The 22,973-nt window shown below is 68.6% G+C and carries 22 protein-coding genes; 7 read left to right on the top strand and 15 right to left on the bottom strand.

The window, feature by feature from the left end; genetic code table 11:
- Window positions 1-188 precede the first annotated feature (188 nt).
- Window positions 189-764, top strand: coding sequence for a dCTP deaminase (gene dcd / locus AB0H36_RS01415; RefSeq protein ID WP_360514544.1), 576 nt, complete (start codon window positions 189-191; stop codon window positions 762-764).
- A gap of 97 nt (window positions 765-861) precedes the next feature.
- Here dcd and AB0H36_RS01420 read toward each other — a convergent pair whose 3' ends face one another.
- From AB0H36_RS01420 to AB0H36_RS01435, 4 genes are all read right to left on the bottom strand, one after another.
- Entirely contained in the window at window positions 862-2,331 is a 1,470-nt protein-coding gene (locus AB0H36_RS01420; RefSeq protein WP_360514547.1) for a hypothetical protein, read from the bottom strand.
- A gap of 133 nt (window positions 2,332-2,464) precedes the next feature.
- Entirely contained in the window at window positions 2,465-2,680 is a 216-nt protein-coding gene (locus tag AB0H36_RS01425; protein WP_360514550.1) for a hypothetical protein, read from the bottom strand.
- 98 nt (window positions 2,681-2,778) lie between these two features.
- A complete protein-coding gene (locus tag AB0H36_RS01430) occupies window positions 2,779-3,606 on the bottom strand; it encodes a DUF4097 family beta strand repeat-containing protein (RefSeq protein ID WP_360514553.1) in 828 nt (275 codons plus the stop codon).
- Window positions 3,603-4,340, bottom strand: a complete 738-nt coding sequence (locus AB0H36_RS01435) for an Arc family DNA-binding protein (RefSeq protein WP_360514556.1) — start codon at window positions 4,338-4,340, stop codon at window positions 3,603-3,605. The genes AB0H36_RS01430 and AB0H36_RS01435 overlap by 4 nt, the downstream gene beginning before the upstream one ends.
- Before the next feature lie 99 nt (window positions 4,341-4,439).
- Between AB0H36_RS01435 and AB0H36_RS01440 the strand changes: the two genes are divergently transcribed.
- A complete protein-coding gene (locus AB0H36_RS01440; RefSeq protein ID WP_360514559.1) occupies window positions 4,440-5,234 on the top strand; it encodes an SDR family oxidoreductase in 795 nt (264 codons plus the stop codon).
- Window positions 5,235-5,237: 3 nt separating this feature from the next.
- Here AB0H36_RS01440 and AB0H36_RS01445 read toward each other — a convergent pair whose 3' ends face one another.
- The 5 genes from AB0H36_RS01445 to AB0H36_RS01465 all read right to left on the bottom strand — a co-directional run bounded on the left by AB0H36_RS01445 (window position 5,238) and on the right by AB0H36_RS01465 (window position 11,365).
- A complete protein-coding gene (locus AB0H36_RS01445) occupies window positions 5,238-5,714 on the bottom strand; it encodes a DNA starvation/stationary phase protection protein (protein ID WP_360514562.1) in 477 nt (158 codons plus the stop codon).
- Between the two features lie 75 nt (window positions 5,715-5,789).
- Window positions 5,790-6,644, bottom strand: a complete 855-nt coding sequence (locus AB0H36_RS01450; protein ID WP_360514565.1) for a hypothetical protein — start codon at window positions 6,642-6,644, stop codon at window positions 5,790-5,792.
- A 10-nt stretch (window positions 6,645-6,654) separates the two neighbouring features.
- Complete coding sequence (locus AB0H36_RS01455; RefSeq protein WP_360514568.1) at window positions 6,655-8,220, bottom strand: alkaline phosphatase D family protein; 1,566 nt, start codon at window positions 8,218-8,220, stop codon at window positions 6,655-6,657.
- 97 nt (window positions 8,221-8,317) lie between these two features.
- Window positions 8,318-9,109 (bottom strand): hypothetical protein, encoded by a 792-nt coding sequence (locus AB0H36_RS01460; RefSeq protein WP_360514571.1) that lies wholly within the window; start codon window positions 9,107-9,109, stop codon window positions 8,318-8,320.
- Between the two features lie 87 nt (window positions 9,110-9,196).
- The gene (locus tag AB0H36_RS01465) at window positions 9,197-11,365 is read right to left on the bottom strand and encodes a (Fe-S)-binding protein (protein ID WP_360514574.1); all 2,169 of its coding nucleotides are present in this window, start codon (window positions 11,363-11,365) and stop codon (window positions 9,197-9,199) included.
- A 186-nt stretch (window positions 11,366-11,551) separates the two neighbouring features.
- Here AB0H36_RS01465 and AB0H36_RS01470 point away from each other — a divergent pair, with 186 nt between their 5' ends.
- A complete protein-coding gene (locus AB0H36_RS01470) occupies window positions 11,552-12,100 on the top strand; it encodes a hypothetical protein (RefSeq protein WP_360514577.1) in 549 nt (182 codons plus the stop codon).
- Window positions 12,101-12,105: 5 nt separating this feature from the next.
- Here the strand turns inward: AB0H36_RS01470 and AB0H36_RS01475 are convergent, their stop codons facing one another.
- The gene (locus tag AB0H36_RS01475; RefSeq protein ID WP_360514580.1) at window positions 12,106-13,557 is read right to left on the bottom strand and encodes a GAF domain-containing protein; all 1,452 of its coding nucleotides are present in this window, start codon (window positions 13,555-13,557) and stop codon (window positions 12,106-12,108) included.
- A 91-nt stretch (window positions 13,558-13,648) separates the two neighbouring features.
- Between AB0H36_RS01475 and adh the strand changes: the two genes are divergently transcribed.
- Window positions 13,649-15,172 (top strand): aldehyde dehydrogenase, encoded by a 1,524-nt coding sequence (gene adh, locus AB0H36_RS01480; protein ID WP_360514583.1) that lies wholly within the window; start codon window positions 13,649-13,651, stop codon window positions 15,170-15,172.
- A gap of 2 nt (window positions 15,173-15,174) precedes the next feature.
- Complete coding sequence (locus AB0H36_RS01485; RefSeq protein WP_360514586.1) at window positions 15,175-15,555, top strand: DUF779 domain-containing protein; 381 nt, start codon at window positions 15,175-15,177, stop codon at window positions 15,553-15,555.
- Between the two features lie 45 nt (window positions 15,556-15,600).
- On the opposite strand, the gene AB0H36_RS01490 is transcribed toward AB0H36_RS01485, so the two are convergent.
- The 5 genes from AB0H36_RS01490 to AB0H36_RS01510 are packed head-to-tail and all read right to left on the bottom strand — an operon-like array spanning window position 15,601 to window position 20,886.
- A complete protein-coding gene (locus AB0H36_RS01490; RefSeq protein WP_360514589.1) occupies window positions 15,601-16,086 on the bottom strand; it encodes a hypothetical protein in 486 nt (161 codons plus the stop codon).
- Window positions 16,087-16,102: 16 nt separating this feature from the next.
- On the bottom strand, window positions 16,103-18,598 hold the full coding sequence (locus tag AB0H36_RS01495) for a GH116 family glycosyl-hydrolase (RefSeq protein ID WP_360514592.1): 2,496 nt from the start codon (window positions 18,596-18,598) through the stop codon (window positions 16,103-16,105).
- Complete coding sequence (locus tag AB0H36_RS01500) at window positions 18,582-19,214, bottom strand: hypothetical protein (protein WP_360514595.1); 633 nt, start codon at window positions 19,212-19,214, stop codon at window positions 18,582-18,584. The genes AB0H36_RS01495 and AB0H36_RS01500 overlap by 17 nt, the downstream gene beginning before the upstream one ends.
- Window positions 19,211-20,023 (bottom strand): carbohydrate ABC transporter permease, encoded by an 813-nt coding sequence (locus AB0H36_RS01505; protein ID WP_360514598.1) that lies wholly within the window; start codon window positions 20,021-20,023, stop codon window positions 19,211-19,213. Before AB0H36_RS01505 ends, AB0H36_RS01500 begins: the two co-directional genes overlap by 4 nt.
- Entirely contained in the window at window positions 20,020-20,886 is an 867-nt protein-coding gene (locus AB0H36_RS01510) for a sugar ABC transporter permease (RefSeq protein WP_360514601.1), read from the bottom strand. The genes AB0H36_RS01505 and AB0H36_RS01510 overlap by 4 nt, the downstream gene beginning before the upstream one ends.
- On the opposite strand from AB0H36_RS01510, the gene AB0H36_RS01515 reads away from it, so the two are divergent.
- Complete coding sequence (locus AB0H36_RS01515; protein ID WP_360514604.1) at window positions 20,875-21,825, top strand: hypothetical protein; 951 nt, start codon at window positions 20,875-20,877, stop codon at window positions 21,823-21,825. The two genes, AB0H36_RS01510 and AB0H36_RS01515, sit on opposite strands and share 12 nt — an antisense overlap.
- 119 nt (window positions 21,826-21,944) lie before the next feature.
- On the top strand, window positions 21,945-22,943 hold the full coding sequence (locus tag AB0H36_RS01520) for a hypothetical protein (RefSeq protein WP_360514607.1): 999 nt from the start codon (window positions 21,945-21,947) through the stop codon (window positions 22,941-22,943).
- The last annotated feature ends 30 nt before the right edge of the window (window positions 22,944-22,973 follow it).

The following is a 22,973-nucleotide window of genomic DNA, read 5'->3' on the forward strand; positions in this document are numbered from 1 at the left end:
GGTGACGCCGGGGAGCTGAGGGCTCCGGACAGCCGCCACCGGGCACCGCGATCCGGATCGTGGGCCGTAGGCGTACGAATTCCCGGTGTGGTCGCCGGTCGGCGGCCACACCAGGACGAATGGGGGATTGGACCGGAATCCGTGGGCTGGCGCTGGGCTGGGGGCTGGGGCGCTGCTAACGTGCGGTCGTGCTGCTCTCCGACCGCGACATCTTGGCCGAGCTCGACGGGAAGCGGGTTCAGCTGGACCCGTTCGACGCTGCGATGGTGCAGCCGTCGAGTGTCGACGTCCGCCTGGACCGGTTCTTCCGGGTGTTCGAGAACCACAAGTACCCGCACATCGACCCGGCCGAGGAACAGCCCGACCTGACCCGGATGGTCGAGCCGGAGGGGGAGGAGCCGTTCATCCTGCACCCCGGTGAGTTCGTGCTGGGGTCGACGTACGAGCTGGTGACGCTGCCCGACGACGTGGCGGCGCGGCTGGAGGGCAAGTCCTCGCTGGGCCGGCTCGGGCTGCTCACGCACTCCACCGCCGGGTTCATCGACCCCGGGTTCTCCGGGCACGTGACGCTGGAGCTGTCGAACGTGGCGACGCTGCCGATCAAGCTCTGGCCCGGGATGAAGATCGGCCAGCTGTGCTTCTTCCGGCTGTCCTCCCCGGCCGAGCACCCGTACGGCTCGGCCAAGTACGGCTCCCGCTACCAAGGCCAGCGCGGCCCCACCCCGTCCCGCTCCTTCAAGAACTTCCACCGCACCGACATCTGAATCACGCGGTAGGACTCAGCGCGATCAGAATCATGTAGAAGCCACTGCCGAGTGCCCGTACTGCGTGACCGCAACCGGCCTTCGGTCGGGGTGGTGATCAGTCGGTGGGGGACAGGGTGATCAGGATGGACTGGAAGTCGTAGGTGGTGCCGCCGGGGGGCTGCAGGTAGACGCCGCCGTACTGGGTGACCGCGGTCGGCGACTTCGGTTTGCCGTTGTAGAGCGACATGTCCGAGCCGTTCGCGCTGCCCGGGTCGTTGCCCTGGGACGACGGCGTCCCCTCGGTCGGGGAGGCGCCTTCCGTCGGGGCGGCACCTTCGGTGGGTGTCGCGGAACTGGTCGGCACGTCCGCGCCGGTCGCCGCGTCCATCAGGACCGGCTGCGCCTCGGTCTGGGCGTAGACGACGCCGTGGAACGCCGCGGTGACCGACGGCACCACCCGGCTGGCCGACTTGTCCGTGTATCCCCAGGTCTTCGCGCCGGTGCTGTCGTCGAAGCCGATGATCTCCTGGCCGCCGGACTCACCGGACGTGCAGACCACAGCCTTTGCCTGGTCGCCCCAGCAGGTGAAGGTGCTGATCCGCTCGTCCACAACCTGCGACTTGGTCGGTACGACGGCGCCGGTCGCGATGTCGACCGAGTACAGGACGTTGTTGAACTTGTCACCGTCCAGGGCCGTCGTGGACCCGAAGTAGGCCCGCTGGGAACCGCTGCCGGCCGCCACCAGGTAGTCCTGCTTGGTCGGGGTCTGCTTGGTGATCTTGCCGGTCGCCCCGTCGGCGATCACGACCGTGCCGTCGGCGGCGCCTTCCTGGTTGGAGGCCTTCGCGCCGGCGACGACGCCGTTCAGCACGCCGGCCGGCATCACGAACGGGATGACGGCCGACTTCTGCGTCTTCGGGTCGGCGTAGACGGTGAAGACCTCGCCGCCCTTCTTGGCGGCCGCCTGGCCGTCGGCTCCGACCCCGACCACGATCTGGCCGGTCTTGGCGTCGTACGCCTGGCTCACGACGTTGTCGCCGCCCTCACCGGCGCCCAGCGCCGGAGTGAGGTCCGCGATGACCTCGGCGACCTTCTTGCCGTCGGTCGCGTCGAGCCACTGGAACACCACCTGGCCCTTGGCCTTCTGGGTGCCGTTGCCCTTGTCCTTCTGGACGTAGGCGATCGCGACGACGTCCTTGCCGTCGAGCTGGACACCCATCGGTGCGGACAGGCCGACCGTCTCGGTGGTCGAGGCTTCGGCGGACGGGATGGTCCACGGCTGGCCCTGGGCGGCGATGTTGCGGCCGGTGATGCCGGTGCGTCCCGCGATCAGGGTGGTCTGGCCGACCATGCCCTCGTGCAGCGAGTACTCGTTGTCCTTCGCCGTGCGCTCGATGCCGAAGGCTGCGTTCGCGACGAAGGCCTTCGGCGGGTCGAAGGAGGCGACTGCCGGGGCGGACGGCGTGCTGGAGGTGGTGCCGCTGCTCTCGGACGTCGGGCTCGGCTTGTCGTCGTTGCCGCCACACCCGGCCAGCAGGACAACGGCGGCGGTGGCGGCGGTGGCGACGGCCATCGGACGCTGCATCGTTCGTTACTCCCCAGGTCGCACCGAAACGGTCGCGACGAACGCTAGCAGTGGCTCCGGGTCCCCAGAGTCACCAGACCCAGGCGTTGCAGCAAGCTGCAGAGGGCGGCCGCCCCGTTCACCGGCCGGCCGGTCACCGGACGACCGACAATCCGGTTCGGCGGTGCTGTGGCTGCGGCTCGAGGCGATCGGCCAGGCGACGCAGTACGGCGGCCAGTTCGTGCCGCGGACCGCTGACCCGGCCGTCCTTCGCAGCCGCTCGCAGCTCGTTGCGCTGGGCCCGCAGCTCGGCGGCCCGGATCCGGTCCTCGACTTGGCAACGCGCGACCTCTTGATACTCGGTGATCATCGTCCTGCTCCCCTCACGTCGTCCCGTGCTGGTTTCGGCAATGCTTCGCCCAGGTCCCGCCGGATCCCAGTCCCGGCGGGACCTCCTGGGGCGATCAGTCAGGCCCTGACGACGCTGATGTCGCCGGAGACCGTGCGCGCCCGCAGCATCAGCGAGCGCTCGCCTTCGGCCGGCTGGTCGCCGGGCTCGAGGTCGCACCGGATCCGTCCGGTGACCGTCTTCAGGTCCAGGTACGCCGGGACGCCGTCGGGCACCCCGATCCGGACGTCACCGCGCGCGGTCTCGGCCTGCACGCTGGGTCCGTCGGCGACCTCGACCGTGACGTCGCCGGAACCGGAGGTGGCGACCGAGTGGTCCCGGATCCGCTCGATGGTGATGTCACCCGAGCCGACCTTGACCGTGGTCCGGCCGGCCGCGTCGCCGATCCGGACGTCACCGGAGCCGGTGCTCAGCCCGAGCGCGTCGCCGGCCTCGTCGATGTCGATCGACCCCGAGCCGGTGCCGGCCCGGACCGCGCCCACGACGTGCCCGACCCGGACGTCACCGCTGCCGGTGCTGACGCCGAGGTCGCCCTCGACCCGGTCGAGCGTGATGTTGCCGGAGCCGGTGCCCAGCCGGGCGGTGCCCAGTGGCATCCGGGAGGTGATGTCGCCGGAACCGGTCTTGATCCGGGCGTCGAGAGTCGCCGGGGTGGCGATCCGGACCTGGATCTCCGGGCCGCGGCGGACGTCGCGCGGACCCTCCACGATCAGCTCGCCGTCGCGCACCTCGAAGATGACGTCGCTCTCGTCGCCGGCGCTGACCTCGAGGTCGACAGTCGTCTGGTCGCCGTCGGCCGGCCGGATGTCGACCAGCCCGGAGCCGATCTCGATCCGGACCCGGTCGATCTTGCTCGCGTCCTCGGTGAGTTGCGATGTGAAGCTCACTGGACCCACCCCGTCATCCGCTGGCCCGGCCCGCGGTGCCCGCGGTCCCGGTCGCGCCGGCCATGGTCCCGGTCGCGGCCACGCCGGCCGCGCTCCGGTCCGAAGACACCCTCGTCGCCGAACGGGCCGTCGGGGCCGAACACACCGTCCGGTCCGAAGACGCCGTCGGGTCCGAGCGGTCCGTTCGGGCCGAGTGGGCCCTCAGGCCCGAAGAAGCCACCCCGCGGAGCGCGCGGGGGCCGCGGCGGACGCGGAGCGCGGACACCGCGGCCCCGGTCGCTCAGCGCGGTCATCACGGTGCGCATCAGCCACGCGTTCGAGGAGATGCCCTCGGCGGCAGCGGCCTCGTCCACCTTGTTCTTCACCGACATCGGCAGCCGCAGCGTGATCCGCGCGGTCGGCTCGTCCGCGTCCGGCGCGATCGTCTCCGCGGGCTCGTCGGTCTCTTCCTCGTCGATGTCGTCGTGGTCGTCGTGTCCGGTCAGCTGGCTCGGGGCCGGCGTGACGACGAACTCCGGACGGCCGCCGGCCATCCGGAGCTCGACCGAACCGGGGGACAGCTCGCGGCTGATCTCCCCGGCGGCGTCGGACAGGGCTGAGATGAGGGCCAGCCGGCCCGCGTCATCCAGCGTGGCTCCGAGGCGCTGTGCCACGGAGCGAGTCTGTTCGTCGGCCAGGGCGGTGGCGTTCTCCACGCTCCGCCGGACCGATTCGAGATAGTGGTCAAGTTCCATGACAGCAACTATGACGTCATAGTGACGTCACTGTCAACCCGTTCTGATGTCATCGCGCCGCCACGGCAGAATGGGCACAGTCGACGACAGGGAGAGAGCGTGTCCAGAGGGGTACTCGTCACAGGTGCGTCCAGGGGTGTCGGAGCCGCGGTCGCTCGGGTGTTCGCGCAGGCCGGTGACCGGGTCGTGCTGCACTGCCGCGGAGCGGTCGACCGGGCCGAGGAGGTGCGCGCCGGACTGCCCGGAGACGGTCACGCGGTGATTGCGGCCGATCTCGGCGATCCGGCCGCAATCCCTGCCCTGGTTGAGGAATCGGCGGCTGCTCTCGGCCGGATCGACGTACTGGTGAACAACGCCGCGCTGTTCGTCGACGAGCCGGTGTCGGGGTCCCGGCGGATCGGGCATCCACTGGCCGAGACGTCGTACGACGAATGGGTGTCGGCGTGGCGCCGTACCCTCGCGGTGAACCTGGAGGGGGCGGCGCACGTGACCTGGTGCGTGGCCCGGCAGATGCTCGACAAGGACCCGGCTGAGGGCGTACGGCGGGGCGCGATCGTCAACGTGGGGTCGCGAGGGGCCTACCGCGGCGAGCCCGACGTGCCTGCGTACGGCGCCTCCAAGGCTGGACTGCACTCGCTCGGGCAGTCCTTGGCGGTGTCGTTGGCGCCGCATGACATCACGGTGACGTCAATTGCGCCCGGATTCATCGCCACCGACATGGCTGAGTCCGTCCTGAGCGGCCCCGGCGGTGACGCGATCCGGGCGCAGAGCCCGTTCAACCGCACCGCCACCGCCGAGGAGGTCGCGGACGCCGTCTACTGGCTCGCGTCACCCAAGGCCGGCTGGTCGACCGGCGCCGTCCTCGACTTCAACGGAGCCTCCTATCTGCGCTGAGCCTCAGGCACCCCGGTTCTCGGTGCCGAGCATCCAGGCCTGCTTCTCGAGGTCGACGATGATCGCGTGCAGCAGGTCGGCCGTCGACGGGTCCTCGGCGTCGACGCGGTCGTGGATGAAGCGCGCCGTACCTGCGGTGGCGTGCAGCGCGGCCGTCACCACGTCGACGACGGCCGTCACGTCCTGCTCGCCGCCGGGGAACTCCGGCAGCGTCGCCGACGCCGCGATCGTCGGGGCGCGTCCGTCGGGTGTCGTACCGAGGGCGCGCATCCGCTCGGCGATGGTGTCCGCGGCGACGCGGGCCACGTCGACGATCTCGTCGAGCTGCAGGTGCAGGTCCCGGAAGTTGCGTCCGACGACGTTCCAGTGAGCTTGTTTGGCCTGCAGGTGCAGGGCGATCAGGTCGGCGAGGAGCTGCTGCAGGTCTGCCGTCAGCGTTGCGGAGGCGTGGAAGGCGGGGCGAGTCGCTGTGGTTGTCATGCCTCAATCCTGCTGACGGCAGCCTGCCGACACCATGTCCATTCCGACGGGTCTGCCACAGATCTGGCCATGCGCTTAGGAGCCGTACACCTCCAGCTCCACGATGCGCGAGTAGGTGTTGCCGTTGCCGGCGAGGCAGAGGATGCGGACGGCGGTGGCTTGGGTGGGGGTGAAGGTCGAGGTGACGTGGCCGGCGGTGTTGCCGCGGACCTGGGTGACGGTCTGCCAGTCGCCGGTCCCGTTGCGCACCTGGACGTCCCAGTCGCGGAGGCCGTTGGCCGGGGCCGGGTACTTCACCGAGTCGAGGGTGTAGAGCTCGACGCGGTTGATCGTGCTCGGTTCGGCCAGCGCGACGTCGTAGGTGTCCGGGAAGGCGGCGCGAGTCCCGTCGTTCCAGCCGGTCAGCGTGTCCCAGTGCTCGGAGTCGCTGTCGCCGTCGACCGCTCCGCACAGCGCGAAGTTGCCGTGCGTCGACGAGGCGGACGCCTGCTCGCCGAGCGCGAGGTTGTCGCCGGGCCCCTTGGATGGCAGCGGATTCACCGTGACCGGGACGGTCAGCTTGGACCCCTCGACCTCGAGGTCGAGGGAGTACTGCCCGGGCTGCGTGTCCCGCGGGACCCGGACCTCGACCGGCGCGCTGACCGGCTGGTCCGGGTCGACCGCAGGCAGCCAGGACGAGAACACTTCCCGGGACGGCTGGAGCGGACCACTCGGGTCCAGCGTCAGGTCGGCGTACCTGTCCTCGCTGCCGGTGTTGGTCATCGTGAGGTTGAGCATGCCCGGGAAGCAGGGCAGGCCCACGACACTCAGCTGCTGCGGGGCCACGGAGATCTGTACGTCGGTGCGCGGAGCGCCGCCGGTTGTCGAGGCGACCACGCCGGTCGCGACCGCGGCGCCGAGGGCGACCGCCGACTGCCATCGAATCGTCATCGGTCTCTCCTCAGAGGGTCTGGATTCCCGGGCGCCCGTCCTCGACGAGGAGCCGGGTGCGGGTGCTGACGGCGCCGTTCGGGACGCTGACCTTGTCGACCACGCGGTAGTCGGAGATCCAGCGCTGCGGCGTGATGCTGCAGCTCACGTAGCCGCGCTGGAAGTTGCCGAACTTGATGTGCGGGTTCTCCTTGAGCAGCGTCGCGCCGCCCGGATCGAGATCCATCCCGTCGATACCGGACGTGATCGACGTCCCGACGAACTCGGTGCCCACGGTCGGCGAGTCCGGGTCGGCGAAGTCGAGCTTGAGGTCCGAGGCGACGCTGCGGTGCAGGTCGCCGGCGATCGAGACCAGGTTGCGGACCTTGCGCTGTACGGCGCCGCCGAGCACCCGGTCGCGGGACGCCTCGTATCCGTCCCAGGTGTCCATCGGCACCAGCACCTCAGGGCCTTCCTTGGTGTCCAGCCGGGCGATCGCGGTCTGGTGCGCGAGCACGTTCCAGCGCGACCGGGACGCGGCCCAGCCGTCGAGCAGCCACTTCTCCTGCGCGTCGCCGGTGATCGTGCGCGCCGGGTCCTTCGTCTCCGGGCCGGGCGCCTTGGTGCCGTCGCCGTACGCCTGGTCAGAGCGGTACTGGCGGGTGTCGAGGACGCTGAACTCGGCCAGCCGGCCGTACCGGATCCGCCGGTAGAGCTGCATGTCCGGGCCCTTCGGCAGCTGGGCCAGCCGCATCGGCATGTGTTCCCAGTACGCGCGGAAGGCGTTGGCTCGCCGTACCAGGAACTGCGCGGGCGGTGCGCTCGGATGCGCCTCGTCGGCCCAGTTGTCGACCACCTCGTGGTCGTCGAGCGTGACCACCCAGGGCGCGGACGCGTGCGCCGCCTGCAGGTCGGGATCCATCTTGTACGACGCGTACCGGACGCGGTACTCGTCCAGCGTCACGGTCTGCTGGGTCATCCAGGGCTCGTTCGAGTTCGGCCGGATGCCGCGGTCGATGCCGAACTCGTAGATGTAGTCGCCGAGGAAGAACACCACGTCGTGCTCGCGCTTGGCCATGTCGGCGTACGCCGTGTACCAGCCCTCCCACCAGGCCTGGCAGGACGCGAACGCCAGCGACATCTCGGGGACGTACGCTTCGGCCGGCGGCGCGGTCCGGGTCCGGCCGACCGGGCTGAGCTTCCCGTTCACGCGGAAGCGATACCAGTAGTGCCGCCACGGGCGCAGGCCGCGTACGTCGACGTGCACCGAGTGACTCGACTCGGGCCGGGCCTGGGTGGTGCCTTGGCGGACGACCCGATGGAACCGCTCGTCTTCAGCGACCTGCCACTGCACCTCGACCGGCCGGCGATCCATCCCACCGAACGGCGCGAGCGGCTCCGGCGCGAGCCGGGTCCAGATCACCACCGCATCCGGCAACGGATCCCCGGATGCGACCCCGAGCGTGTACAGATCCCGCCGGTCGGGGCCGCCGGTCGCGCCGGCCAACGCCCGCTGCACGTCGGGAAGGTTGCCGGTCACGGCCAGTGCGGCAGCCGCTCCGGTGACGGTCAGGAAGTTTCGTCGAGTACTTCGCATCGGCACCAGCCCACCCGATCATCCAGAGGTGATCACTTCCGTAACGGGAGATTACGAGAAGTTCTCACGATCGGGTGGGATCTGACCGATTCCGGTCTCACTCCTCCACGATGTCCTTCGCCGCCGGCGCCTTGATGCTGACCGGCTCGCCCCAGTCGGACGTCGTCATCGTCGCGCTGGCGCCGATCAGGTTGAACGACACCTTGTACATCAGGTGGTCGGCCTGGCCCATCCAGATCGTGTAGACGATCGCCTTCGGGGCGCCCGCCGGCATCTTCTGGCCCTGAGCCTTCATCGCCGCGGCCGTGTCCACGGTGACCTCGTAGCGGTCGACCTTGCGGCGCTGGAGCGCCTCGGTCTTGATGTACTCCACCTTCTTCAGGCCGGCGTCGAACGCGTCGAAGGTCTTGGTCGGGCTCATCTCCTCGACCATCGAGGCGACCTCGGCCGCCATCGGGTGGTCGGAGTTCGGGTCGATCTTGAGGTACTTGCCCCTCGGCAGGTCACTCATCTGCACGTACGCGATGTCGTTGACCAGAATCAGCTTCATCCGGCCGCCGAACGCGGCGCCCTTCATGTCGATCTTCGCCTTGACCGGATTCATCGACTGCTCGCCGGTGATGGTCGCCTTCTCGCCACCGGTCTCGATCGTCATCGAGACCTTCACGGTGTCCTTGCCGACCATCCCCTTCTTCACGGCCGGCATGAAGCTGGTCGAGTCGAGGTGCGCGGCCGCCGGGACGACCTTCTGCGGCTCGGCGGTGCTGACCGACGTCGACCCCGGTGTGGACGGCTTGTAGCCGGTCGCGGCCGGCTCGCCGCCGCAGGCAGCCAGGCCGAGAACGAGTGGCACTGTCGCGGCAGCGGACAGCGCAAAGCGGAACTTCATAACTGCTGATTCCTCCCCAGATGATGCAGACGCCGGATCTTATGGTCTGGACCACCTGAGGGGGAAGGGATTTGCAGCTGGTGGCAGTCAGCTTTCCCCACGCTTTACGGAGGCGAGCAGGAGCTGGGCGACGTCGGCGACCTCGACGGACTCGCGGGCCGAGCCGTCGGCCTGCTTGGCGGTGAGGCCGTCGGACAGCATCACCCGGCAGAACGGGCAGCCGGTGGCGATCTTGTCCGCCCCGGTCTCGACCGCCTCGGTGGTCCGGTTCAGGTTGATCCGGCTGCCGATCTTCTCCTCCATCCACATCCGGGCGCCGCCGGCGCCGCAGCAGAAGGACTTGGTCTGGTTCCGCGGCATCTCGGCGTACTCGGCGCCCGGGATGATGTCGAGCAGCTCGCGCGGGGCGTCGTACACCTGGTTGTGGCGGCCGAGGTAGCACGGGTCGTGGTAGGTGATCTTCTGGCCGTTGAGCGAGCTGTCGGCCGGGGCGACCGGGGTCAGCTTGCCGTCGCGGACCAGGCGGTTCAGCAGCTGGGTGTGGTGGATGACGTCGAGCTCGACGCCGAGCTGGGAGTACTCGTTCTTCAGCGTGTTGAAGCAGTGCGCGCAGGTGGAGACGACCTTGCGGACCTTGGTCTCCTTGAAGACCTCGGCGTTCTGCATCGCCAGCTGCTGGAAGACGAACTCGTTGCCGGACCGCCGGGCCGGGTCGCCGGTGCAGGTCTCGCCGTCACCCAGCACGGCGAAGCTGACGCCGGCGATGTTCAGCAGCTCGGCGACGGCCTGCGTGGTCTTCTTCGCGCGGTCCTCGAAGGCGCCCGCGCAGCCGACCCAGAACAGGTACTCGACCTCGTCCAGGGACTCTGGATCATCAGGGCCGGCGCCGCCGACTTGTTTCACCTCGAACGGCAGGTCCTTGGCCCAGTCCATCCGGCCGGACGGGTTCATGTTCCACGGGTTGCCCTTGTTCTCCAGGCCCTTGAACAGCCCGTTGAGCTCGGACGGGAAGGAGGACTCGATCAGCACCTGGTAGCGGCGCATGTCCATGATCGCGTCGACGTGCTCGATGTCGACCGGGCACTGCTGCACGCACGCGCCGCACGACGTGCACGCCCACAGCGCTTCCTCGTCGATCACCGCGACGTCGGCCGGGCCGACCAGCGGCTTGTCCTGCTCGGCGAGCACCAGCTCCGGCAGCGACTTGCGCTCGTCGTCGGACGACGCCAGCAGGTACGGCGCCTTGGCGTACGCGTGCTCGCGCAGGTTCATCACCACCAGCTTGGGCGACAACGGCTTCTCGGTGTTCCAGGCCGGGCACTGCGACTGGCAGCGGCCGCACTCGGTGCAGGTGGTGAAGTCGAGCAGGCCCTTCCAGGTGAAGTCCTCGACCTTGCCGACGCCGAGGGCGGCGTCCTCGTCCAGCTCGTCGATGTTCTCGAAGTCGATCGGCGCGCCGTTGACCATGATCGGCTGCAGGGCGCCGAGCGCCGTACCGCCGTCGTCCTCGCGCTTGAACCAGATGTTCGGCCAGGCGGTGAACCGGTGCCAGGCGACACCCATGGTCGCGTTCAGCGAGATGGTGATCATCCAGGCGAACGAGATCAGGATCTTGACCATGGCGACCAGGTAGACCGCGTTCTCCAGCCCCTGCTCGCTCAGGCCGCCGAACAGGCGCTCGCCGATGAAGTACGTGCCCGGGAAGTGGAACTTGTCCCCGGCGCCGAGCTGGTATTCGAGGCCGCGCAGCAGCAGGATGCAGACCAGGACGCCGAGGATCGTGTACTCGACGTAGTACGCCTGCCAGGCGCGGGACCCGAAGAACCGGCTGTACCGGGCCAGGTGGCCCTTCGGCAGGTTGAGCAGCCGGATCACGATCAGCCCGATGATCGACACCAGGCCGGTCCAGGTGAGGAACTCGGTCACCCACTCGAAGACGAACCAGTGCCCGATGATCGGCAGCGCGAAGTGCGCGTCGAAGAGCTGGCCGAACGCCGTCACGAGGCTGAGGAACAGCCCGATGAAACCGAACGCGACGAACCAGTGCAGGATGCCGACGTGGCTCCACTGCAGCATCCGGGTGTGGCCCAGCGTCTCCTTGGCCAGCGTGACCGTGCGCTGCGCCGGGTGGCCGGTCCGGCCCGCGGTGGGCCGGCCGAGCCTGATGACGGACACCATGTGCCCGATCGTCTTGCCGAACAACGCGACGCCGACAGCGGTGATCGCGAGCGAGACGACGATGGCGAGGATCTGCATACCAGCGATGTTATTGGTTGGTTACCCGCGAGTCATGTCGGTGTCGGGCTCATCACGCCCGAGATGTGACCTTGAACAAACCGAGACGGACCGTTACCGGGGATCCGTTGTCGCCGCATTGGACCAATCCGTAAGTTTCCTACCACTGCGAGTGCAGTGATGGGAATGAATTCACGGGAGAGTGCGATGCGTCTTCAGCGGGCAGCGGTCGCGGGAATGGTGCTGGCGAGCGGAATTCTGGTGCACGGAGCGAGTACGGCGAGTGCGGCGCCAGTGGATCCGGACGTCCGGGTCGCGAAGAAGTGCGACACCAAAGCGGTCTACTGGTACACCCGGGGCGGCAAGGAGGTCTACGTCGGCACGAACCTCTACAGCGAGTGGCTGGAGGGCCCGGGCCGGATCACCTACCAGAAGACGGCGACCTCGGAGTCGAACTCGTCCTGGTCCGGCGATCTCGGCGTGAGCATCCCGCTGGTGATCGCGGAGATCCAGAACAAGTACTCCAAGACCGTCGGCAAGTCGCACTCGGTCTCCCAGACCTGGTCGTACACGGCCGAGGTCCCGCCCGGCAAGATCCGCCGCCTGCACCAGCTCAAGCAGTCCTGGCGCGTCCAGGTGGTCCGCTGGCGCTACACCACCAGCGACTGCAAGAAGACCAAGGAAATCAGCAGCAAGACCGCCACCTTCCCGGTCAAGAACCGCGACTACATGTGGATCCTCATCGGCCGCGAGTGACCTACTTACTCCGCCAACCGGTGCAGCCGAGCCGCCACGGCAGGCAGGCGGTGATCGGTCGGTGGGAGCACGATCAGCAGAGTCTCGAAGATCTCCAGGTCCTCGGCGCCGGTCGGTGTCTGGGCGAAGCGCCAGAGCAGGTCGGCGTCGCCGGAGTCGAGGACTGCACGGCGGAGGGTGGCGTCGAGCTCGTCGCGTTCGGCGCGGAGGGCCGGGGCGTCGGAGCGTGCGAGCAGCGCGCCGGGGTAGAGCTCGAGGGCGCTGCTCAGGTCGCCGGCGCGGAGAGCGTTCTGTACGTCGGTGATGTCGCCGGAGACGTCGGCGATGATCCGGTACGGCTTGGTGTCCAGGACGCCGCCGCCGAGCAGGTTCCGCAGCCGGTGCATCTCGGCGCGGACCGTGGTCGGGTTGCCCTCGTCGCCGTACAGCTGGAGCATCAGCTGCTCGGCGGTGAGGCCGGCCGGGTGCAGCAGAAGCAGGGCGAGTACTTCGGCTCGTCGTAGCGTCAGCGCGATCTCACGGTCGCCGACGACCGCGATCGGCTGGCCGGCGCCGAGGAGCTTGAGCCGCAACGACGGCCGCGACCGGCGGACCGGCGTGCCGGGGAGGCGTAGCAGGAAGCCTTCGTCGAGTTGCTCGATCACGCCTTCGCGACCGTCGCCGAGGTCGATCCGGTCCGCGCCGTCGGGAACGTCGAGCCGGTCGGGCAACCACTCGAGCGGCTGGACCGCGAGCACGCGACCGGTCGGGGTCAGCAATGCGCCGGGCTCGTCGCCCAATGCGTTCAGGTGCCGCATGTTGCGGGCCCGGAGGAGTTCGTCGGCCGCGGCCATCCGGACGCGGAGCTGTCCTTCGGCCAGCTGGGCGGCGGCAGTGACCAGGGCAACCATCGCCGGGTGGACGGTGCGCAACGGGCCCGACACGTCGACGGCGCCGAGCAGCTTGCCGGTGTCGGGGTCGTGCACCGGAGCGGCGGCACAGGTCCATTCGTGGATCCGGCGAACCAGGTGCTCGGCCGAGTGGATCTGCACCGGCTGCCCGACGGCGAGCGCCGTACCCATGCCGTTGGTGCCGATCTGGTCCTCCGACCACACCGCGCCTTCGGACAACGCGATCCGGTCGGCCTGGCGCCGTACGTCGGCCGCGCCCTCGCGCCACAGGATCATGCCGCGGGCGTCGGTGATGATCATGATGTGCGACGCCTCGTCGGCGATCGACGTCAGCGTCTGGCGGAGCACCGGCAGGACGGCGCTCAGCGGGTGGTTCGCGCGCAGGCCTTCGAGCAGGTCCGCGTCGACGACCACCGGCGGCGCGTCCCGCTCGGGGTCGACCGCGGCGGCGAGAGACCGCTCCCACGAGGCGGCGACCAGTGGGCGTGGTGCGCCGGGCACGCGGCCGCCGCCGAGCACCTCGTCGTACAGCCTGCTCAACCGGCGTGCCTGCTCCGGTGCGTCCATCCAGCCTCACTCCGGGTTGCAACGTCCGTGCAACGTAGCGCCACCTACGTTCGATCCACCGTCAGGTTCCGACGACGTTGAAGGAGGACCGATGACGATTTTCGCAGCTCCCGGGTCGGATGGCAGCCCGGTCGCGTACAAATCGCGCTACGAGCACTACATCGGCGGCGAATGGGTGCCGCCGGTCAAGGGCGGATACTTCGAGAATCCGACTCCCGTCACCGGTGAGGTGTTCACCGAGATCGCCCGCGGTACGGCGGACGACGTCGAGCGAGCCCTCGACGCCGCCCACGGTGCCGCACCGGGATGGGGCCGGACCTCGCCGGCCGAACGGGCCACCATCCTGAACAAGATCGCCGACCGGATCGAGGCCAACCTCGAGGCGCTCGCGGTCGCCGAGACCTGGGACAACGGCAAGGCGGTGCGGGAGACGCTGGCCGCCGACCTGCCGCTGGCGGTCGACCACTTCCGCTACTTCGCCGGTGCGCTGCGGGCCCAGGAGGGCTCGGTCTCGGTCATCGACGACGACACCATCGCGTACCACTTCCACGAGCCGCTCGGCGTGGTCGGGCAGATCATCCCGTGGAACTTCCCGATCCTGATGGCGACCTGGAAGCTGGCGCCCGCGCTGGCCGCCGGCAACGCCGTCGTACTGAAGCCGGCCGAGCAGACCCCGGCGTCGATCCACGTGCTGCTCGAGCTGATCCACGACCTGCTGCCACCCGGTGTGCTCAACGTGGTCAACGGATTCGGCGTCGAGGCCGGCAAACCGCTTGCCTCAAGCAACAGAGTTGCCAAGGTCGCGTTCACTGGTGAGACCACGACCGGCCGGCTGATCATGCAGTACGCGTCGGAGAACATCATCCCGGTCACGCTCGAGCTCGGCGGCAAGAGCCCGAACATCTTCTTCGAGGACGTCGCGTCCTCGCGGGACGACTTCTACGACAAGGCGCTGGAGGGCTTCACGCTGTTCGCGCTGAACCAGGGCGAGGTCTGCACCTGCCCGTCCCGGGCGCTGATCCAGTCCTCGATCTACGACGGCTTCCTGGCCGACGCGGTCGGCCGGACCCAGGCGATCAAGCAGGGCCACCCGCTCGACACCGACACGATGATGGGCGCGCAGGCCAGCAACGACCAGTTCGAGAAGATCCTCGCCTACATCGAGATCGGCAAGCAGGAGGGCGCCCGGGTCGTCACCGGCGGCGGCCGCGCCGAGCTCGGCGGCGACCTGGCCGGCGGGTACTACATCCAGCCGACCGTGTTCGAGGGCGACAACAAGATGCGGATCTTCCAGGAGGAGATCTTCGGGCCGGTCGTCGCGGTGACGAAGTTCGACGACTACGCCGACGCGATGAAGATCGCCAACGACACGCTCTACGGCCTGGGCGCCGGGGTCTGGTCGCGCGACATCAACACCGCGTACCGGGCGGGCCGCGAGATCCAGGCCGGCCGGGTCTGGACGAACTGCTACCACGCCTACCCGGCGCACGCGGCCTTCGGCGGCTACAAGAGCTCGGGCATCGGACGCGAGAACCACAAGATGATGCTCGACCACTACCAGCAGACCAAGAACCTGCTGGTCAGCTACAGCCCCAGCAAGCTGGGGTTCTTCTGACCATGGCGGTCGCGAAGGTGCTGCTCACCGACGAGGCGGCGGACCTGCTCCGCCGTCTCACCGGGATGCACGGTCCGCTGATGTTCCACCAGTCCGGTGGGTGCTGCGACGGCAGCTCGCCGATGTGCTACCCGGACGGGGAATTCCGCACGGGGTCGGCGGACGTGCATCTCGGCGACCTGGTGGTGACCGGACTGGACCGGCCGGTCCCGTTCTGGATGTCCGCGGCCCAGTACGAGTACTGGAAGCACACCCAGCTCACCGTCGACGTCGTGAAGGGCCGCGGCAGCGGCTTCTCGGTGGAGGCCCCCGAAGGCGTCCGCTTCCTGATCCGCTCCCGCCTCTTCACCGACCAGGAGTTCGCAGCCCTAGGACTCCCCTGAGCGAGTGCCGCCCGTCCGCTGGCGTTGCCGGCCGGCCGGCACTCTTCAGTTCCCGAGTACGGCGTCGTAGATGTCCGAGCTCCCGAGGTCTGGCCCGGCCGCCTTCAACCGCAGGATGGTGAGGCGTTTGTCGGATGGGGCGTCTCGGAGTCGGAGGGCGTCGGGGACGTGGGGGCGGTCGACGACGTGTAGCCAGAAGGTGAGGTCGATCTTCCAGGTGGGGGTGTGGAGGACGGCGTAGAAGCGTTCGTCGGTGATGGCTGGGGTCGGGCGGCGGTCGGCGCGTTCGTCGTGGAAGTCGACGCTGCGGAGGTCGACTCGTTGGGCCAGGGTTGCCAGGCCTTCCAGGACCGTGGCAGCGGTGGCGTCGGGGGCGTCGAACATGACGTCGAGGTCGCGTACGACCATCAGGCCGGACAGGGCACTTCCGATGACCACTGGCTGCCAGGGAAAGGCAGTCTCGAGTTGCAGTTGGGCCGTGAGTTGCCGGGCCTCGTCCTGGAGAGACTGTGCGCGTTCGAGCAGCGACATGTGTCGACGGTAGAGGTCAGGTTCTGGGGATCACCAACGGTTTTCCGGGGGCGACGACGGTTTCGGCGGCCGGCAGGGCGGTGCCGTCGACGTGGACTGTGACCACGGTCAGGTGGCCGGCGTGGCAGGTCAGGGTGAGGGACTCGGGGGTGCTGGTGGCGACGCCCCAGCCGGTGCCGGCCACGAAGGGGAGTTGCCAGGTGTCGGCGGAGCGGGCGACGTCGAGTGGGGCGAAGGTGAGGGCGCCGGACAGGGCGTCGTACCGGAAGCCGGCGAGGGCTTCGAGGACGGTCCAGCCGGCGGCGTTGCGGATGTAGTGGTCGCCGCACTCGATCGGGTTGAAGGGGTTGCGGCGGCTGCCGTCGTAGCGGTTCCAGAGGCCCTGGAGGATCTGGAAGCCCTCGTCGACGAGGCCTTCGTACAGGCAGTGGGCGGCGACCTGGTACTCGGATCCGGTCCACACCTCGTCGCAGTACCGGGTCGGGACGTCCGGGCGGCCGCCGTACGGCCAGGTGCACATGAGGAGGCCGGTGTCGTTGCCGTCGGCAAAGACGCGGTAGGGGTGGTCGAAGCCCTCGAAGTTCGTGCGGAGGTTGTGCCGGACCACGTTGCGCAGGGCGGTCTTCACGTGATCCGCGGGCAGGACGTAGCCCAGGTCGAGTTGGTGCGCCCACCACTGGCCGACCAGTTGGTCGGCGAGACAGCCGTCGCCCCACTGGAAGTCCGGCTTCTCGTCCTGTGCGAGCACCTGCTTGTAGTACTCGCCGGTGAACAGGAGGTCGTCGTATGCCTTGCTGCCTGCTTCGAAGAGCGTGCGGTAGCCCTTGCCGTCCGCACCCAGCAGTTGGGCCATCTCCTCGGCGGCGCGGAGTGCAGCGAGCCAGAGCGAGCCCATGAAGGTGTTGACGCCGCACAGGTCGATGTCGTGCGTGCTGGGCTGGATGCCGCGCAGTACGCCGGTCCCCGCTGGGTCCCACTTGGTGCGGATGTGGGTGAGCAGTCGCTCGACGTTCGGCCACCGCTCGGCGAGCCAGTCGAGTCCTGCGCCCTGCCGTACCTCTCTGTAGGTCTTGAGGATGTTGCCGAGCATGCCGTCGAGCGCCGGCTCCTCCGGGCCGCCGATCACCTCGTCCCACAGTTGCCGGTGGTACGTCGGCGCGATCACCCGGTGTGGGATGTAGCCCTCGGGCGCCTGCATCACGTCGTACTCCGTGTCGCGCATGTTCCGTTCGAGCGCGGGGAAGAGACGGGCCAGGGTCTGCTCGTAGTTCCACACATGGGTGCAGTTGAGTGGGCAGGAGCCGCCGTACCGGCCGCCCCACATTCCGGTGGACGCACCGAGCACTCCCTCGAAGCCGAACACAGTGCCGTCGTCGGTCTGGAAGACAGTCGGGCTTCGTACGTCGGCAACCAGTGCAGCGAGTCGTGGTCCGGCCTCACCGGGCAGCGTGCTGTCCTCGAACGCGTCTGCCCAGGATGTGGTGCGTACCTCGAGCTCAGCCCACTGGGTGATGAAGGAGTCGGCCACTGCAACGGCATCGGGCGTACGGCGGGTATACGCATTGCCGAGCCAGAAGCGGCTGTGGCCGTAGTCGCGTTTCGGGCCGAACTGCTGAAAGTCGACATATCGGTTCGGAAAGTGCCAGGCGATCAGGAACCGCACCTGGGTGGTCTCGCCCGGCTGCAGGCGGAACGGCGTGGCCAGCCCGCCGTTCCAGGTTGTCCCGGGGGCACTCGGACCGTCGGCGGGGAACGGTCGGCGGGTCGGGCGACCGGCCAGGAAGGTGATGAACTGCTCCGGCGTCGACCACTGGGGATAGGTCAAGGCATCACTGTTCTCGGTCGAGAACACCAGTTGCCCGGCGCCCGGGTGATCCGAACTGAGAACAGTGTTCTCCAAGACGAGCGCTGTCCACTCTCCGGAACGCCGTACTCGGTTCGTGTTGCCGCCGTATAAGGAGCACGAGACGCCATCGATCGGAGTCACCCCGTCCCAGCCCACCGAGTTCTGCAAGGCGCCGCCGAGCAGACCGTGCACGGCGAAGTCGCCGCGGTTGTGCAACGTGAAGGTGAACGCCGCGACCGGCAATGAGCTCGCAGCCGAATCAGCAGGCACCAGCGGGTTGAACACCTCCATGCTTACGTCCAAAGGCAGGTCAGTCGCATAGTCGACCCGCGCCCGCGGATACACCGCTGACACCGTCGCCTCACCAACAGGCCGCAGCAGCCCGTGCAACCGCCGCTCACCAGCCGGTACGACGTCATCAGTCACCAGCGGCGTGTTCGTCGGCTCCCGCAGCGGCCCTTGCAGCAAACGGATCTCGTCGATCGGCGGCTCCACCTGCGACACCCGGAGCGCGAAGAAGCTGTCCGGCACATGGGCCTCGTGGTTGCCGATGTTGTGCAACTGCCACTGCCGCAACGCGCCGTTGCCGGCCAGCGCCACGGTCCCGGTCCCCAGACCTCCCAACGGCAGCGCGAAGTGCGTCAGCTTGTCACCGGTGTAGTGCATGATTCTCCGTCCAGGTACCGGCCGAGGCGAACAACGCCACCGGCCCAGGGGCGAGCAACAACAGCGATGCAGTGACCGACGTACCGAGCAGCAGCGCGACGAAGGCCAACGCCAGCACGCCGAGTGGGACCAACGGCGCACGTGCGACCAGGTGAAGCGCGGTCAGCCACAGTGTCTTGCCACGCAGGCCCGCCGTCACGCGCAGACTGAACGCGTAGCAGGACGCCAGCAAGGCAAGCACGGTCGCACAACCGCTGACAGCCAACGGGACCGCGAAGACCGGACCGCTGTAGACGGCCTGATTGAGCAGAGCCAGCGCACCGAACACGGCAGGTACGGCGGCCACCTCAACGCCCGCGAGACCGCATCTCCTCAGGTTGCGAAGCAGCAACCACACACCACCGCGGCCATCTCGCACGGCTGAGTCAGCAGTAGCCATCACAGCTGCCCAGACCGGTCCGACCACGAGCGCACCGAGTAGCACGCTGACCGGCGACACACCCGGCATCAACAGCACGACGAGTCCGGACGCCGTACACACGAGGACTCCGGCGGCTGCGAGCAGCGGCGACTCGTGCCACATGGCCCGCAAGGCGGCAGGGAGGTAGTCGGTCATGCACGCAGCCCGGTGGTCGCGATCGACGCGATGAACGACCGCTGGAAGATCAGGAACAGCACGAGGATCGGCAGCACCACCAGCGTGATCGCCGCGAACAGCACCACGGCCGGACCGCCACCCATTGCCCCCTGCAACGACACCAGCCCGACCGGCAGGGTCATCTTCTCCGGCGACGACAGGAAGATGTACGGCCAGAAGAAGTTGTTCCAGGACGCCTCGAAGACGAAGATGCCGAGCGCGGTCAGCCCCGGCCGGGCCAGCGGCAGGATCACCCGGAACAGGATCCAGAAGTGCCCGGCGCCGTCCATGATCGCAGCCTCGTCCAGCTCCCGCGGGATCGACGCGATGTACTGCCGCAGGAAGAAGATGCCGAACACGTTCACCAGCGCCGGCAGCCAGATCGCCACCGAGGTGTCGACCAGGTGCAGCCACCGCATCAGGATGAAGATCGGCACCACGGTCAGCTGCACCGGTACGACGAGCGCCGCCAGCAGCACCGAGAAGATCTGGTCCCGTCCCGGGAAGCGCAACCGGGAGAAGGCGTACGCCGCCAGCGCACTGGTCAGCAGAGACCCGACGGTGGTGATGACCGCGATCTGCAAGCTGTTCCAGGCCATCTGCGCGAACGGGATCAGGTCCGGCACCTGCTGGAAGTTCTCCAGCGTCGGTGGTCGCGGGATCCACCGCGGCGGCAGCTGGAACGCGTCGATCGGCTCGGACAGCGCGTTCACGATCAGCCACACCAGCGGCGCGATCATCAGCAGCCCGGCGAGCACCAGCACGAGGTCGATCAGTTTGCCCTTCACTGGTGCACCCACCGGCGGCTGAGCCGGAACTGCAAGCCGGTCACGATCATGATCACCACGAACAGCACCAGCGAGAGGGCGGCGGCGTACCCGACCTCGAAGGACTGGAAGCCCTTCTCGTAGGTGTACATCACGATGCTCCGGGTCGCGCCGTCCGGCCCGCCCTGCGTCATGATCACCATCGGGTCGAAGATCTGGAACGCGCCGATGAACGTGATCACGGTGGCGAAGAAGATCGTCGGCGACATCACCGGCATCGTGACGCTCCAGAACCGCCACCACGCGTTCGCGCCGTCGACCCGAGCGGCCTCGTGCAGCTGGGCCGGCACCGTCTGCAGGCCGGCCAGCAGGATGATGAACGTGTAGCCGATCGTGTGCCACCAGTCGACCGCGATCAGCGTCGGCAACGCCCAGGTCGGCGAGGCCAGCCAGTTCGTGGTCGCCGACAGGTAGTGGTTGACCAGGCCGAACGTCGGATCCAGGACGTACTTCCAGATCAGCGCGACCGCGGCCCACGAGACCAGGAACGGGAAGAAGAACGCGGTCCGGACGAAGTACTTCGTGCCGCGCGTCATGGTCCGGTGCACGCCGAGCGCGAGCAGCATGCCGAAGCCGATGTGCGTCACCACCGACGAGATCGCGAACACGAAGGTGTTGATCACCGCGCGGATGGTGTCCCCGTCGGTCACGAGTTGCCGGAAGTTGTCCAGCCCGGCGAACTCCGGCCTACTCAGCAGGTCCCAGTGGAACAGGCTCAGCCCGAACGCGGCGACCAGGGGAGCGGCGACGAAGACCAGGAAGAGCAGGACGGCAGGGCTGATGAAGAGATAACCGGGCAGCCAGTCCCGCCGTTGTGGTTTCAAACCAACGGCCTGAGCGCCGGCGGCCGCACGGTGGCGATCGTCGATGCCTACGGCTACCCGAACCTGGAACGCGACCTCGGCGTCTACCGCTCCCAGTTCGGCCTGTCCGCGTGTACGACGGCCAACGGCTGCCTGCGAATCATCAACCAGACCGGCGGTACGTCGCTGCCGCGGTTCAACGCGGGCTGGGCCGGCGAACAGGCCCTGGACGTCGACGCGGTCTCGGCGGCCGCACCTGATGCGAAGATCGTCGTCGTCCAGGCCGACTCGGCCAGCTTCGCCGATCTCGGCACTGCGGTCGTGACCGCGTCAAAGCAGCCCGGCGTGGTCGCGATCTCGAACAGCTACGGCGGTGGCGACGCGTCCGACGCGACATACGGCAGCTACTACAACCACCCTGGTATCGCCGTGACCGCATCGACCGGTGACGACGGCTACCAGGGCGGCAGCTACCCGGCTTCGTCGTCGTACACGACTGCCGTCGGAGGTACGTCGCTTGTTGCGGCCAGCAACAGTCGTGGCTGGAGCGAGACCGTGTGGGACGGCGCCGGCTCGGGCTGCTCGTCGTACAACACGGCGTTGAGTGCGGCCGCGAGCTTCGGCACCGGCTGCTCGAAGCGGGCGATGGCCGACGTGTCCGCAGCCGCTGACCCGGCCAAGGGCGGCATGGCGATCTACTACCCGACCAGCAAGACGGCGTCGACCTGGGCGCAGTTCGGCGGCACCAGTGAGGCAGCGCCGATCATCGCCGCGGTCTACGCGCTGTCCGGCAACACCAGCGGCTACGCGAACGCACTGCCGTACGCGCACCCGGGCTCGCTGTTCGACGTGACCAGCGGCAGCAACGGGACCTGCCCGACCACCCAGTGGTGCACCGCGCGCACCGGCTGGGACGGCCCGACCGGCCTCGGCACCCCGAACGCAGCCGGCGCCTTCTGAGCGAACGGGCGGACCCTGCCACGCCCAGGGTCCGCCCGTTCTGGGGGTAGGTCCAGGTCCACCCCTCGAGTGGAGGTGACGCTCCTGATCCCCGGCGCTGCAGTGCCGAGGATCGATGCATGACCACGACCACCGCGCGGCCGGACGCCGTACCGACTCTTCCTGGCACGCCGCGACGGCTGCACCGACCGTTGCTCTGGGCGTCGATCGGGCTCGCCGCGACCACCCTGGTCGCGATCGGCGGCGCCCTGTTCGACGACCGGATCCTGCTCGGTCATCCGATCTGGATGAAGCCGCTGAAGTTCGCGATCAGCCTGGGGATCTACTGCGTCACGCTGGCGTGGATGCTGTCGCTGCAGACCAAGGCCCGGCGGCTCGGCTGGTGGATGGGCACGGTCGTGGCCGTCGGCGTCGCGGCCGAGATGGTCCTCATCGCCGGGCAGGTCGTGGTTCGCGGCCGGCAGTTGCACTTCAACATGTCAACGCCGACCGACCAGTTGATCCACAACATCATGGCGACCACGATCTACCTGGTCTGGGCCGCCGTACTGGTGATCGCGATCCAGTTGCTGTTCGACAAGCCCGGTGACCGGGCGCTGCGCTGGAGCATCCGGCTGGCCCTGGGTACGACGCTCGGCGGCATGCTGCTCGGGAACCTGATGTTCCGGATCACTCCGGCGCAGGAAAGAGAAGCTGCCGCGGCAGGCAAGCATCTGCACCTCGGGTCGCACTCCGTGGGTGTCGAGGACGGCGGCGCCGGGCTGCCGATCACCGGCTGGAGCACGCAGGCCGGTGACCTGAGGATCGGTCACTTCCTCGGTGTGCACGCGCTGCAGGCGATCCCGCTGGTTGCCCTCGGCCTCGTTCTGCTCGCCCGGCGGTACCCGATCCTGCGGCCCGAGGGTCCGCGGACCGCGCTTGTCTTCGTCGGCGCCGCGTCGTACGCAGGGCTGATCTGGCTGGTCACCTGGCAGGCGCAGCGCGGTGAGTCGATCGTGCATCCGAGCGGCCCGACACTCGCGGCCGGAGCTTCGTGGCTGGGTGCAACCATTCTGCTGTCGCTCCTAGTACTGTTCCGGGCACGAAGGACATCCCTCGTCTCCACGCCGTTCCGGTGATTTTCCTTCCTCGGGAACCTCTCTGCGGCC

The sequence above is a fragment of the Kribbella sp. NPDC050820 genome, assembly GCF_040653975.1.
Lineage (GTDB): Bacteria > Actinomycetota > Actinomycetes > Propionibacteriales > Kribbellaceae > Kribbella.

Coding starts and splice junctions, on each gene's coding strand:
- AB0H36_RS01420 (WP_360514547.1), bottom strand. CDS start 2,331: ATGCAGCGTCCGATGGCCGTCGCCACCGCCGCCACCGCCGCCGTTGTC.
- AB0H36_RS01425 (WP_360514550.1), bottom strand. CDS start 2,680: ATGATCACCGAGTATCAAGAGGTCGCGCGTTGCCAAGTCGAGGACCGG.
- AB0H36_RS01435 (WP_360514556.1), bottom strand. CDS start 4,340: ATGGAACTTGACCACTATCTCGAATCGGTCCGGCGGAGCGTGGAGAAC.
- AB0H36_RS01445 (WP_360514562.1), bottom strand. CDS start 5,714: ATGACAACCACAGCGACTCGCCCCGCCTTCCACGCCTCCGCAACGCTG.
- AB0H36_RS01450 (WP_360514565.1), bottom strand. CDS start 6,644: ATGACGATTCGATGGCAGTCGGCGGTCGCCCTCGGCGCCGCGGTCGCG.
- AB0H36_RS01455 (WP_360514568.1), bottom strand. CDS start 8,220: ATGCGAAGTACTCGACGAAACTTCCTGACCGTCACCGGAGCGGCTGCC.
- AB0H36_RS01460 (WP_360514571.1), bottom strand. CDS start 9,109: ATGAAGTTCCGCTTTGCGCTGTCCGCTGCCGCGACAGTGCCACTCGTT.
- AB0H36_RS01465 (WP_360514574.1), bottom strand. CDS start 11,365: ATGCAGATCCTCGCCATCGTCGTCTCGCTCGCGATCACCGCTGTCGGC.
- AB0H36_RS01470 (WP_360514577.1), top strand. CDS start 11,552: ATGCGTCTTCAGCGGGCAGCGGTCGCGGGAATGGTGCTGGCGAGCGGA.
- AB0H36_RS01475 (WP_360514580.1), bottom strand. CDS start 13,557: ATGGACGCACCGGAGCAGGCACGCCGGTTGAGCAGGCTGTACGACGAG.
- adh (WP_360514583.1), top strand. CDS start 13,649: ATGACGATTTTCGCAGCTCCCGGGTCGGATGGCAGCCCGGTCGCGTAC.
- AB0H36_RS01485 (WP_360514586.1), top strand. CDS start 15,175: ATGGCGGTCGCGAAGGTGCTGCTCACCGACGAGGCGGCGGACCTGCTC.
- AB0H36_RS01490 (WP_360514589.1), bottom strand. CDS start 16,086: ATGTCGCTGCTCGAACGCGCACAGTCTCTCCAGGACGAGGCCCGGCAA.
- AB0H36_RS01495 (WP_360514592.1), bottom strand. CDS start 18,598: ATGCACTACACCGGTGACAAGCTGACGCACTTCGCGCTGCCGTTGGGA.
- AB0H36_RS01500 (WP_360514595.1), bottom strand. CDS start 19,214: ATGACCGACTACCTCCCTGCCGCCTTGCGGGCCATGTGGCACGAGTCG.
- AB0H36_RS01520 (WP_360514607.1), top strand. CDS start 21,945: ATGACCACGACCACCGCGCGGCCGGACGCCGTACCGACTCTTCCTGGC.